The sequence below is a fragment of the Vicinamibacterales bacterium genome (assembly GCA_035699745.1).
In the GTDB taxonomy this organism is placed as follows: Bacteria; Acidobacteriota; Vicinamibacteria; order Vicinamibacterales; family 2-12-FULL-66-21; genus JAICSD01.
In genome coordinates, this window is sequence record DASSPH010000006.1 from 1 (window position 1) to 12,030 (window position 12,030).

At 68.7% G+C, this 12,030-nt stretch carries 9 protein-coding genes and 1 pseudogene; 7 read left to right on the top strand and 3 right to left on the bottom strand.

Going from position 1 to position 12,030, the window contains the following annotated elements:
- From VFK57_00640 to VFK57_00655, 4 genes and pseudogenes are all read left to right on the top strand, one after another.
- Nucleotides 1-1,064, top strand: a 1,064-nt coding sequence (locus VFK57_00640) for a glycosyltransferase (protein HET7694192.1), incomplete at its 5' end; no start/stop codon positions are given.
- A gap of 88 nt (nt 1,065-1,152) precedes the next feature.
- Nucleotides 1,153-2,130, top strand: a pseudogene (ttcA, locus tag VFK57_00645) (tRNA 2-thiocytidine(32) synthetase TtcA).
- A gap of 165 nt (nt 2,131-2,295) precedes the next feature.
- On the top strand, nt 2,296-3,153 hold the full coding sequence (locus tag VFK57_00650; GenBank protein ID HET7694193.1) for a hypothetical protein: 858 nt from the start codon (nt 2,296-2,298) through the stop codon (nt 3,151-3,153).
- Nucleotides 3,154-3,204: 51 nt separating this feature from the next.
- The gene (locus VFK57_00655) at nt 3,205-6,501 is read left to right on the top strand and encodes a hypothetical protein (GenBank protein ID HET7694194.1); all 3,297 of its coding nucleotides are present in this window, start codon (nt 3,205-3,207) and stop codon (nt 6,499-6,501) included.
- On the opposite strand, the gene VFK57_00660 is transcribed toward VFK57_00655, so the two are convergent.
- Nucleotides 6,455-7,171: a methyltransferase domain-containing protein gene (locus tag VFK57_00660; protein ID HET7694195.1), complete on the bottom strand. Its 717-nt coding sequence runs from the start codon at nt 7,169-7,171 to the stop codon at nt 6,455-6,457. The genes VFK57_00655 and VFK57_00660 overlap by 47 nt on opposite strands.
- 27 nt (nt 7,172-7,198) lie before the next feature.
- Nucleotides 7,199-8,848, bottom strand: coding sequence for an FAD-dependent oxidoreductase (locus VFK57_00665; protein HET7694196.1), 1,650 nt, complete (start codon nt 8,846-8,848; stop codon nt 7,199-7,201).
- A 30-nt stretch (nt 8,849-8,878) separates the two neighbouring features.
- Between VFK57_00665 and VFK57_00670 the strand changes: the two genes are divergently transcribed.
- Together VFK57_00670 and dapF are read left to right on the top strand one after the other, a co-directional pair.
- On the top strand, nt 8,879-9,637 hold the full coding sequence (locus VFK57_00670; GenBank protein ID HET7694197.1) for a class I SAM-dependent methyltransferase: 759 nt from the start codon (nt 8,879-8,881) through the stop codon (nt 9,635-9,637).
- A 2-nt stretch (nt 9,638-9,639) separates the two neighbouring features.
- Complete coding sequence (dapF, locus tag VFK57_00675) at nt 9,640-10,428, top strand: diaminopimelate epimerase (GenBank protein HET7694198.1); 789 nt, start codon at nt 9,640-9,642, stop codon at nt 10,426-10,428.
- Here the strand turns inward: dapF and VFK57_00680 are convergent.
- Nucleotides 10,425-11,009: a DUF4398 domain-containing protein gene (locus VFK57_00680; protein ID HET7694199.1), complete on the bottom strand. Its 585-nt coding sequence runs from the start codon at nt 11,007-11,009 to the stop codon at nt 10,425-10,427. The genes dapF and VFK57_00680 overlap by 4 nt on opposite strands.
- Before the next feature lie 66 nt (nt 11,010-11,075).
- Between VFK57_00680 and radC the strand changes: the two genes are divergently transcribed.
- Entirely contained in the window at nt 11,076-11,750 is a 675-nt protein-coding gene (gene radC, locus VFK57_00685; GenBank protein ID HET7694200.1) for a DNA repair protein RadC, read from the top strand.
- Nucleotides 11,751-12,030: the final 280 nt, after the last annotated feature.

Sequence of the window (12,030 nt, forward strand, 5' to 3'; positions counted from 1 at the left end):
AAGCCGATGCTCGAAGCGCGTCCGCAATGAGGATCGCGGTCGTCACCTCGAGCCCGCCGATGGCCGAAGGCGGCCACATGGTGATCGCGCGGGAGTTGACGCAGGCGCTGCGCCAATCCGGTCATGACGCGCACATCGTCGTCACCCCCCAGAACCGGTTCGGGCGCCAGGCCTCCTCGTATGCGGCGACCTGGCTGACCGATGTCACCTCGAGCGAGGGGCGGAGGATCGACCAGGTGATCAGCCTGCGGTACCCCAGCTACGCCGTGCGGCATCCGCGGCACGTGTGCTGGCTCAATCACACGATGCGCGAGTACTACGACCTGTGGCCGCGATTCAGCGCGACGCTGAGCCCGCAGGGCCTCATCAAGGAACGGCTCCGCCGCCGCGCGATTCACGCGGCCGACCGCTACCTGCTCACCCGGAACGTGACGAGGCTGTTCGTCCAGTCGCGGACGATCCAGCAACGGCTGGCGATGTGGCCGTCGCTGCGGTCGACGGTCCTCTATCCACCGGCGCCGCAGCGCGCGTATCGCGCGGAACCGTATGGGCCTGCCTTCCTGTTCGTGTCCAGGCTCGATCGGCTGAAGCGCGCCGACCTCGTCGTCCGTGCCCTCGCGACCGCCGACGGCGCCGGCCTGGAGGTGACGATGGCCGGGGATGGCGAGGAGCGCGGCCCGCTCGAGCGGCTCGCGTCCGAGCTCGGGGTCGCCAACCGCGTGACGTTCCCGGGCCGGCTCACTGAAGAGCAGCTGCTGGATCGGCTGGCCGGCTGCCGTGCCGTGCTGTTCCCGCCCTTTCAAGAGGACTTCGGGTTCGTGACCGTCGAAGCGTTCGCGTCCCGGCGCGCCGTCGTCACCTGTCGCGACTCGGGTGGGCCGGCCGAGCTCGTCGAGGATGGCGTCAGCGGGTTCGTCTGCGACCCCACCCCGGAAGGGATCGCGCGCGCGATGCGGCTCCTGTCTGACGATCCGGCACTGGCGGAGCGGATGGGCATCGCGGCCCACGCGGCCGGCACACGGCTGACGTGGCCCGCGACCGTCCGACAGCTCGTCGTACAATGACTTCCACCTGAAGGTGGGAGCCACGCGAGTGGCCTCCTGAAACGCGCCGTCGCTTAAAGGTGCGGCGTCTGCCTTCAGGCGGAAGAATCCTATGGCTTACGCGTCGGAACTCGAAACCCGGATCGCCAAGAAGGTCACCCGCGCGATCACCGATCACGGCTTGATCGAGGACGGCGATCGCATCATGGTCGGCCTGTCCGGCGGCAAGGACAGCTGGGCCCTGATCCAGATCCTCGACGTGCTGCAGAAGCGGGCGCCGATCGATTTTTCGATCGTCGCGGTGAACATCGACTCCGGCTACGAAGGCTACGAGCATCACAAGCTCACGGACACCTGCGCCGCCCGGGGCTGGGAGCTCCACGTCGAGCACACCAGCATCGGCGAGACCATCGAGGAGATCCTCGACACCAGCGAGACGCCGTGCTCGCTGTGCGCCCGGCTGCGCCGCGGGGCTCTGTATCGCCTGGCCGCCACGGTCGGTGCCACCAAGATCGCCCTCGGCCACCACGCCGACGATTTCATCGAGACGCTGCTGCTGAACGTCTTCTTCCAGGGAGCCATCAAGGCCATGCCGGCGCGCCTCGTGTCCGACAACGGACGCCACGTCGTCATCCGCCCGCTGGCTTATGTGCTGGAGTCGGAAGCGCGCGCGTATGCCAAGGAAGCGAATCTGCCGATTATCGGCTGCTGCTGTCCGGCGTGCGGCGACCTCAGTCTGCAGCGGCAGCGGATGAAGCGCCTGATCGCGCAGCTCGAGGTGGAGCACCCGGAGGTGAAGAGCTCGATCCTGAAAGCGCTCGGTAACGTGAACCCGCGGCACCTGCTGCTGCGCCCGGGGTCAGGTCTGCAAACGGGCGCTCCGGGGTCCGGTCTGGAAACGGGCGCCCCGGGGTCAGGTCTGCAAACGGGCGCTCCGGGGTCAGGTCTGCAAACGGGCGCTCCGGGGGCAGGTCTGGAAACGGGCGCTCCGGGGACAGGTCTGGAAACGGGCGTCCCGGGGACAGGTCTGCGGACGGACGCCTGGGCAGCCCGCCCTGAAATCCCTCTAAAGTTGGTTCGTAAGTAGACTTGACCCGGTTTCTGCGCGTTCGCAGACCTGGCACCCGGCTGCGTCCGTTTGCAGACCTGGCACCCGGCTCTGCCCCTTCGCAGACCTGGCACCCGGCTTTGCGCCTTCGCAGACCTGGCACCCGGTTCTGCCCGTTTACAGACCTGACCCCCTGGAGGTGACATGACACGACGACGTCGATTGGGTTGGATGGTTCTGGCGGCCGCGCTCGTCGCGACGCCCGCGGCGGCGCAGCAGCGGCCACTGGTGACCGAGGATCCGGAGGTGATCGGCGCGGGGCTCGTCCTGCTCGAAGGCGGGTTCGAGATCAGCCGCGACATCCTCTATCCGGCCTCCGGCCTCCAAGGCAATCTGCTGCGGCTGCCGACACTCGGCGTCAGCCTCGGCATCAGCTCCATCGCCGAGCTGCAGATCGACGGCGGCATCTACAACCGGCTGTCGATCGTCCGCTCCGGCGTCGGCGCCGCGCCGCTCGCCGATCAACTCGACGTCTCCGGCTCCAGCACCACGGACGTCGAGGACATCGTCCTTGCCACGAAGATCCGCATCCTGGGGGAGACCGCGTCGCGGCCGGCGCTCGGCGTCCGATTCGCCACCAAGCTTCCGAACGCCAGCAATGAAAGCGGACTCGGCCTCGACACGACCGACTTCCACGCGCAGGTCCTGGTCGGCAAGACCGTCCGATCGATCCGCGTCGTCGGCAACGTCGGCCTCGGCATCCTCGGCGACCCGACGCGCGGCGACAATCAGAATGACGTTCTGCTGTACGGGCTGTCGGTGGCGCGCGCGGTGCGCGAGGGGATCGAAGTGGTGGGCGAGCTGAACGGCCGCGCGACGACGCGCAGCGGAACGGCCCCGGCGGGAACGGAGAGCCGCTCGACCATCCGCATCGGCGGCCGGATCACGCGCGGCACCGTCCGTCTCGACGCCGGCGTCCTCCTCGGCCTCACCTCCCGCGACCCCGGCTTCGGGATCACGGCGGGCGCGACCTGGGTGTTCAAGGGTTTCACCGTACCGTAGACGCCGGATCTTCCGCCGGAAGGCGGAATCCACCTGCTATAGTTTCCCGCCATGAAGCTCTCATGGCGCACCTTCTCCCTGGCCGTCGTGTGCGCGGCGGCATTCTCCCTCGCCGGGTCGGCGCAGCGCGGCGGAGGGCCCGCGGGTCCGCAGCAGTCGAGCACGCCCGAGCCGCTCAAATTCCGCTACATGGGCCCCGCGGCCGCGGGCCGCATCGCCACGGTCTCCGGCGTTCCCGGCGATCCGAACGTCTACTATCTCGGCTCCGCGTCAGGCGGTGTGTGGAAATCGACCGACGCCGGCGCCACGTTCGCGCCGATCTTCGACGACCAGCCGGTCGCGGCGATCGGCGCGATTGCCGTCGCCGACACCGATCCGAACATCGTCTGGGTCGGCACCGGCGAGCCGTGGGTCATCCGCTACAGCGACGTGATGGGCGACGGCGTCTATGTCTCGAAGGATGCCGGCAAGACCTGGAAGCACATGGGACTGCGCGAGACGGGACGCATCGCGCGCGTCATCATCCATCCGAAGGATCCCAACATCGTCTACGTGTGCTCGACCGGCCGCATGACCGGCCCGCAGGAGGAGCGCGGCGTCTTCAAGACGACGGACGGCGGCGTCAACTGGCAGCGCGTGCTGTTCGTCGACGGCAATACCGGATGCTCGGGCCTCACGATCGATCAGAAGAACCCCGACATCCTGCTCGCCGGCACATGGCAGGCGGAGCAGAAGACCTGGGTGCAGCGCAGCGGCGGCCCGGGCAGCGGCGTGTTCATCACCCGGGACGGCGGCGCGAAGTGGACCCGCATCACCAACGGCATGCCGAAGCCGCCGGTCGGCAAGGTCGACGTCCAGATCGCGCCGTCGGACAGCAGCCGCATGTACGCGCTGATTCAGACCGCGAACCAGGGATCGGTGTGGCGCTCGGACGACGCCGGTGCGAGCTGGCGCGTCGTGAGCTGGGATCGCTCGCTGATCGGCCGCGCCGGCTATTACATCCGGATGGTCGTCAACCCGCAGAACCCCGACGACATCTTCATCATGTCGAGCAGCATGCACCGCTCGCAGGACGGCGGGAAGAACTTCAGCGGCAACGGCGGCACCTTCCCGTTCGTGCAGGGGCAGGCGAGCTGCGGCGACTGCCATGACGTGTGGATCGATCCCAGGGATCCCAAGCGCTACATCACGGTGGACGACGGCGGCGCCTCGATCAACACGCCGAACGGCCCGCAGAGCATCCGCATTCCCAACGGGCAGATGTACCACGTACACGTCGACAACCGCGTGCCGTACTGGATCTACAGCAACCGGCAGGACGACGGGACGATGCGCGGACCCGCGACGGTGTCGGAAGACACCGCGAACGGACGCCTGCCGGAAGGCAGCACGATGCCGGCGCCGCCCGCCGCCGGGCGCGGCGGACGTGGCGGCGGATTCGGCGGCGGCCGCGGCCGCGGCGGTCCGGCGCTCGCGTGGCAGCCGAACATCGGCGGGTGCGAGTCGGGCTTCACGATTCCCGACCCGGGCAACGCCGACATCGTCTACGCGAGCTGCTACGGCAACAAGGTCACGCGCTGGGACGCGCGTACCGGGACGGCGCGATCCATCCAGCCCTGGATGGTCACGCTGGACTCACCGCCCAACGAGACGAAGTACCGCTGCCACTGGACGTCGCCGATGGCGATCGATCCGTTCGACACGAAAAACGTGCTGTACGGCTGCCAGCTGATTCTCAAGACCGACAACGGCGGGCAGTCGTGGACCGAGTTCAGTCCCGATCTCTCGACCAGGGATCCGTCGCGCATCGTCTCGAACGGCGGGATCGTCGGCGACAACCTCGGCCAGTACAACGGCGAGGTGGTGTGGAGCATCGAGTACTCGAAGATCCAGCAGGGACTGATCTGGGCCGGGACCAACGACGGCAAGATGTGGAACACGCGGGATAACGGCAAGACCTGGAACGACCTGACCAGGAACTTTCCCGATCTGAAGGAGTGGGGCGCGTTCAATCAGATCTGGCCCTCGACGTTCGATGCCGCGACCGCCTACGTCGCCGTGTCGTACCACCTGATGGACGATCGCAAGCCCTACATGTTCAAGACGACCGACTACGGCGCGAGCTGGACCAAGGTCACCGGCAACATTCCGACCGGCCATCCTCTCGACTACGTGCTGTCGATGTCGGGCAACCCGAACCGCAAGGGCATGCTGTTCGCCGGCACGGGCCGCGCCTTCTATTACTCGCTGGACGACGGCGGCACGTGGACGCGGTTCAGGGAAGGGCTGCCGCCCGCGCCGGTCACCTGGATCACCGTGGAACCGCGGTTCCACGACGTCGCCGTCTCGACCTACGGCCGCGGCCTCTACATCCTGCCGAACATCACGCTGCTCGAGCAGACCGGTTCGCCGTTGCCGCCTCCGCCCGGGACGACGAAGCTCTACGAACCGGCGCCGATCATCCGGATGGCGCGGAGCGTGTTCACGCAGTTCGGGCGGCCGCACTTCCAGCTCGCGCTGGCCGCCGCGCCGTCCGCGCCGGTGAAAATGGAGATCGTCGACGCGTCCGGCAAGGTCATCCGCACACAGATGGTCTCCGCACGCGCCGGCATGAACGGCATCAATTGGGACCTGCTGATGGATCCGCCCAGGCTGGTGGAGCTGCGGACGACGCCGCCGGACAATCCGCACATCTGGGAGGAAGCCCGGTTCCAGAACACGGACGTCCGCCGGATCACTCACTGGGGCATCACGCCGCAGACGGGGATCCCGATGGCGGCTCCGGGCAAATACACCGTCCGGTTCACGGTCGACGGCACCACGCACAGCCAGCCGTTCGAGGTCATCAAGGATCCGGCGATCGCCTCGTCGATCGAGGATCTGCAGACCTCGAGCGCGACGCAGATGCGGATCCGCGACAACCTGACGCTGACCTCCGAGATGGTCAACACGATGGAGATCTGGCGCAAGCAGATCGAGGATCAGATCAAGGCGAACGAAAAGAAGCCGGCGGTCCTGAAATCGCTGAGGGAGCTCGACAAGAAGATTTGGGACGTGGAGAACCTGCTGGTGTCCCGGTCCGAGATTCACAGCGACGACAAGTACTTCCCCGAGGCCTACAAGGTCTACATGAACCTCATCTGGCTCAGCGGCGGCGTCGGCCAGGGCGCGTCAGACGAAGCGGGGAGCATCGATTACAAGCCGACCGATACCCAGATGCAGGTGCTGGAGGTCATCGAAAAGGACCTCAAGGAAGCGCGGTCCGGTTTCGACAGGCTGCAGGCGGTCGATATCCCCGCGTTCAACAAGGCGATGGCGGGGAGGGTGCCGGCGATCGAGCGGAAGTAGGCTTCTCGGCTTCCATGTAGAGACTGTTGACGCCGCGCCGGCGCTCGGAATCGATCTCGGGATCGAACGGACGGGGGCGCGCGTTGACGAATCCGGCCAGCTGGAGCACCTGCGCCAGCGTCTCCTCGTCGTACGCGTACCGATGCTGGCCATCCTGCCGGAAGATGTAATTGATGATGTGCATCGGCGTCGGCGGCTCCTCCGTCAGGTAGGACCGCACGCGCCGCGCGGCGAAGAAGTCGCGTTCACGCAGTCCGTAGGCCTCCAGCGCCCGTCCGGCATCGGGCACGACGAGCTTCACCACCCCGCCCGGTTCCAGGATGCGGTGCACCTCGCTGAGCAGGTGCCGGACCTCTCCCGGGTAGACGAGGTGCTCGAGTACGTGTTCGGCGTACACGATCGCCGCCGCGTCGTCACGGAACGGCAACCGCTCCCGCAGGTCGAGTTGCAGGTCGGCGTCTGCGGTCAGATCGACGTTCACCCAGCCGGGCTTCGGTTGTCCTCCGGATCCGAGCTGGATGCGCAGCCCTCGGGCCTCGCCGAACTTCCGCGCGTCCCGCAGCCCCGCGCGGTGCCGGCGCATGATCTGCGCTTCGGCGGCGACGTTCCGCAATGCGGAGCGCAGCCCTCGTGTGCTCCAGCGTCGCGCGATCTCCGTCACCACCCCCACGGGCGGCGACGCTGCAAACCGAATGCCTCAGGCGTAGAACGCGGTCACCGCGGCTACCTCTGCCTCCTGGCGCGCCGCGTCCCACACGAGCTCCTCCGCCGCGATCCGCGCGCATGCGGCGACGAGGTCGTCCCCCGGGTGCTCCATCGCGCCCAGTTCGCTGCGCCGGATGACGACATCGGCAAGCGTGCACGCCATCTCGGCGCGAATCGCGTGAACCACTTCCGCGCCCACGATCGGCCGCCCCGGTACGAGCGGCATGCGCCAATCGCTGCGCTCGGCCATGAGCCGCACGATCGCGGCGCAGCGATCGCCGTAGATGCCGGTGAGGCGCCGGATGATGGGGGGAGCCAGCTCGAGCCCGACCGCCCGCGCGGTTTCGATGGTGAGCGCCTCATGATCGGCGATGCCGGCGCCCGGAAGCATCGCCGTGGCGGTATCGCTGGTCCGGGTCGAGCCGCCGAGCGCCTTCGCGGCAAGCGCGGCGGCGCGCGCGCCGACGGCGCGCGCGGTCGTGTACTTGACGCCGACGACGGTCATCGCACCGGCGACGCCGTCGCGCGCATGATCGAAGAATTTCGGCGAGGCCAGAAGCTCGGCTTGCGCGGGCCTGCCCGAGCCGGCGCGCTGGGCGAAGGCGGGCACGATCCCGCGGTGCACCAGGGTGACGTCACCGCGCGTCATCTTCAGCGCCGGGAACGCGCTGTTTGCCGCGTCGACCAGCTCGGCGACTTCGGCTTCGTCCACGCCGAGGTCGGCGGCGGTCCTGAAATCGTGGGAATGCCACGTGCCGATCAGCGCTCGCCCGTGCCAGGGCACGAGCGTGAGGAATCGGCCTGCCTTCCCGGTCCGGGTTCCGGCGGGAGCAGCCAGCGCGATATCGCTCGCCGGCTTCGACGTCACCAGGTTCATCGCCTTCGCAAGCGGAATCTCGCGGCGGACGCCGAAGAGCGCCAGGACCCGGTTGACGCCTGCGCCGGCACAGTTGATGGTGACCCGCGCGTGTACGTCGATCTCGTTCCCGGTGAGCCCGTCACGAACCCGCATGCCCGTCACACGGCCGCCGGGGTCCTTCAGGGCGGCAACCGCACTGGCGTGGTTCAACAGCCGCGCACCGCGGGCGGCGGCACCCTCCGCGAAGGCGATGGCGAGCCGGTTCGTGTGGACGATCTGATAGTCGTACCAGTTGGCGCCGCCGGTCAGCCCGTCCTGTCGAATGCCAGGGAACAGTTTGAGCGTCGCCGCGCGCGAAACGAGCTTGGCGGGGGGCAGGTGCAGCTCCGGCTCGAGCCCGTCGTTGCGATGGCGCCCGAGCCAGCGATCCAGCCGGAACGCGGCGCGCAGCGCGAGCCGGCTGCGGATCAGCGAGCGATACGTGCCGACCATGAACGGCAGCGGCCGGAGGAGCCGCGGCGCGATGCGCGCCAGTGCGCGCCGCTCGTAAATCGATTGGCGCGCGTGGCCGAGACGGCCGGACTGCAGGGACCGGAGACCGCCGTGCGCGGTGCGCTGGTGGTTGAACGATGCAGCGGCGGCGAAATCCCCGGCTTCGACCAGCGCGACCCGAAGTCCGCGCGCGGCCGCATCGAGCGCGGTGGCCAGGCCGTGAATGCCGCCGCCGACGACGAGGACGTCGTAAGCCGTCGATCCCAGAGCGTCGAAGTCCCGCGCCTGCATCAGCGAGGTATCTTATAGTGGCCTCACCGGATGACAAACAACGCCGCGGTCCGCGACTACTGGAACCACCACATCCACGATCTCGACATCAGCACGCACGCGCCGGGCACGCGCGAGTTCTTCGCCGATCTCGACCAGTATCACTTCGAGAAGCTGCACCACCTCCCGCGGCTGATCGATTTCCACGGCTATCGCGGCCGGAAAGTGCTCGACGTCGGCTGCGGCGCCGGCACCGATCTGATGCGCTTCGCCCGCGGCGGCGCGATCGTCAGCGGCGTCGACATCTCCTCCTCGGCGATCGCCCTGGCGAGGCAGAACTTCGCGCAACAGGGGCTCACCGCCGATCTGCGCGAAGCGGACGGCGAGCAGCTGCCCTTCGCGGATGACGAGTTCGATCTGGTGTTCGCCCACGGCGTCGTGCAGTACACGTCGGGCGATCGCGCGCTGGTGAACGAATGCCGCCGCGTGCTGAAGCCGGGGGGCGCCGCCGTGTTCCAGGTCTACAACCGCCTGTCGTGGCTGAACGCGCTCTCCAAGGTGATGAAGGTGCCGCTCGAGCACGAAGACGCCCCGGTGCTGCGCCGTTACAGCGCCGGCGAGTTCCGCGGCCTCCTGACCGGCTTCCGCGAGGTGCGGATCGTCGCGGAGCGGTTCCCGGTGAAGTCGCGGCTGCACGGCGGCTGGAAGGGCACGCTGTTCAACACCGTCTTCGTCGGCGCTTTCAACGCGCTGCCGCGCCGCTGGGTCCGCCGCTTCGGCTGGCACCTGCTGGCGTTCTGCACGAAGTGACGATGAAGCTCGTCAAGGCCCACGCCTACGGCAACGACTTCCTGCTGATCCAGGAGCAGGACGTCCCTCCCGGCGCCAATCGCGCGCAGTTGTCGCGCGACCTCTGCGATCGGCATCGCGGCATCGGCGCGGACGGAATGATCACCTACGCGGACGGCCCGCGAGGCGCGCGGATGCAGCTGCTGAACGCCGACGGCAGCTACTCCGAAGTGTCCGGCAACGGCGTGCGATGTCTTGCCGCGTGGCTGGCGAAGGTCAGAGACCTGCGGCCCGGCGGGTCGATCGACATCGAAACGGACGCCGGGATCAAATCGCTCGAGCTGCTCGAAACCGGCGGGCGCCGCCTCACGTTTCGCGCCGCGATGGGGCAGCCCGAACAGATCGCGAAACGGACGATCGACGTCGACGGCGCGGCAGTGGAGGCGGTGACGCTGCGCGTCGGCAACCCGCAGTGCGTGGTCCTCGGCGAGGTCAGCGAGGCGCGCCTGCACGCCCTGGCGTCGCGGCTCGCCATTCATCCCGCGTTCCCGCAGGGGACCAACGTGGAGCTGGCCTCGGTGGAGCCGCCCAACCGCGTGCGGATCCTGATCTGGGAGCGCGGCGTCGGTCCGACGGAGGCGTCCGGCACGGGGGCGTGCGCCGCGGCAGTGGCGGCGATGTCGTACGGCGGCGCGCCGCGGGACGTGCAGGTCGCTTCACCGGGAGGCGAGCAGCGCGTCGAGTGGAACAGCGCGGGATTGTTTCTGACCGGCTGGGCCGAGATCGTCTTCGACGGGCGGTGGATCGCCTAGTCCTTCCGGATCCGCCGCGCGCCCCGGGTGTCCTTCGCGCGCGGAATATTCTGCACGTTCGTCAGGGCCGGTTCGACCTTTCCGCGTACATCGGTGAGCAGTTTCGTCGCCTCCTCGAAATTCCCTGCACTTATCGCCGCGCTCGCTTTTTGCAGGTGTGCCCGCGCATCGCGCAGCGAGGCCTGCCCGGCGCGGAGCGATTTGGCAGGGACGGCAGTTTCTGCCGAGCGCAGCGCGGTCTGGAGGCGGTTGGTCATCGACGCCACCTCGCCGTAGAGCGCTTCGGTCTGCGCCTTGGCGCGCGCGCGGCCGTCCGCCGCCTGACGCTCCGCTTCGACCGCGCGCTGGCGCGAGTCGAGCGCGTAGTTCAGCGCCTGCCGGTAATCGCGCTGCGCGACGGCGGCGTTGGCCTTGTCGAGCGACGACGCGGCCGCCGCGTACTCGGCCGAGGCGTACCGCTCGGCGCCGGCGCCGCGCGCCGCGTCGAGCGCGCTCCGCGCTTGATCGATTTCCTTCTGTGGGGGGCCGGAACAGCCGGTGAGGACGGAGAGCAGAACGGCGATGATCGCCAGGCGACGCACAACCTCGAAGTATATCTGCATTGCCGCGGGGACGTTCGGCGAAGCCGCCGGGGAGCGCGGCCGCCGATGAAGAGTGTCGCGCCGCACGATCGGCCGCGCGAGAAGCTCGAGCGCGTCGGTGCGGCCGGGTTGGGCGACAACGAGCTGCTCGCGATCGTGCTCGGGCACGGCGACCCGCGCGCCGGCGCGCTGGACCTTGCCAACGCGGTGCTGGCGGCGGTCGGCGGCCTCCACGGCCTCGCCCGCGCCACGCCGGACGACCTGCGCGGCGTGCCCGGAATCGGCTGCGCCCGGGCGGCGCAGTTGCTCGCCGCGATCGAGGCCGGACGGCGGACGCTGGTCCGGCCGCGCCGCGAGCGCACCCAGATCCTGTGCGCCGTCGATGCCGCGCAGCTGCTGGTGCCGCAGTTCGGGGCGCTGCCGGTCGAGCACTTCGGGCTGCTGCTGCTCGACACCAAGCACCGCGTCACCCGCACGACGCTGCTGTCGGTCGGCACGCTCGACGCCAGCATCGTCCATCCGCGCGACGTGTTCCGGGCCGCGGCGATCGCCGGCGCCTCGGCGCTGGTGCTGTTCCACAACCATCCGTCCGGCGACCCGGCGCCGAGCGCGGACGACGTGGCGCTGACGAAGCGGATGATCCGCGCCGGCGATCTGATGGGCATCACCGTGCTGGATCACATCATCGTGGCGGAGAGCCGCTACGCGAGCCTGCGGGAACGCGGAGATCTGATTGAGTAACCAGTAACCGGTAGCCAGTAACCGGTAACCGGTAACCAGTAACCAGTAACCAGTAACCGGTAACCAGTAACCGGTAACCGGTAACCGGTAACCGGTAACCGGCAACCGGCAACCGGCAACCGGTAACCGGCAACTGGCCACCGGCTACTGACCCCGGCTCTTGATCGCCGCCGCCTGCACGGCCTTGATCGAGACGCCGTGTTGCGCCGCAAGGCGGGCGCAGTCGTCGAATTCCGGCGAGGCGTTCAGCTCCTGGCCGTCGCGGCGCGCGACCTTGAAG

Coding starts and splice junctions, on each gene's coding strand:
- dapF (HET7694198.1), top strand. CDS start 9,640: ATGAAGCTCGTCAAGGCCCACGCCTACGGCAACGACTTCCTGCTGATC.
- VFK57_00650 (HET7694193.1), top strand. CDS start 2,296: ATGACACGACGACGTCGATTGGGTTGGATGGTTCTGGCGGCCGCGCTC.
- VFK57_00670 (HET7694197.1), top strand. CDS start 8,879: ATGACAAACAACGCCGCGGTCCGCGACTACTGGAACCACCACATCCAC.
- radC (HET7694200.1), top strand. CDS start 11,076: ATGAAGAGTGTCGCGCCGCACGATCGGCCGCGCGAGAAGCTCGAGCGC.
- VFK57_00655 (HET7694194.1), top strand. CDS start 3,205: ATGAAGCTCTCATGGCGCACCTTCTCCCTGGCCGTCGTGTGCGCGGCG.
- VFK57_00665 (HET7694196.1), bottom strand. CDS start 8,848: ATGCAGGCGCGGGACTTCGACGCTCTGGGATCGACGGCTTACGACGTC.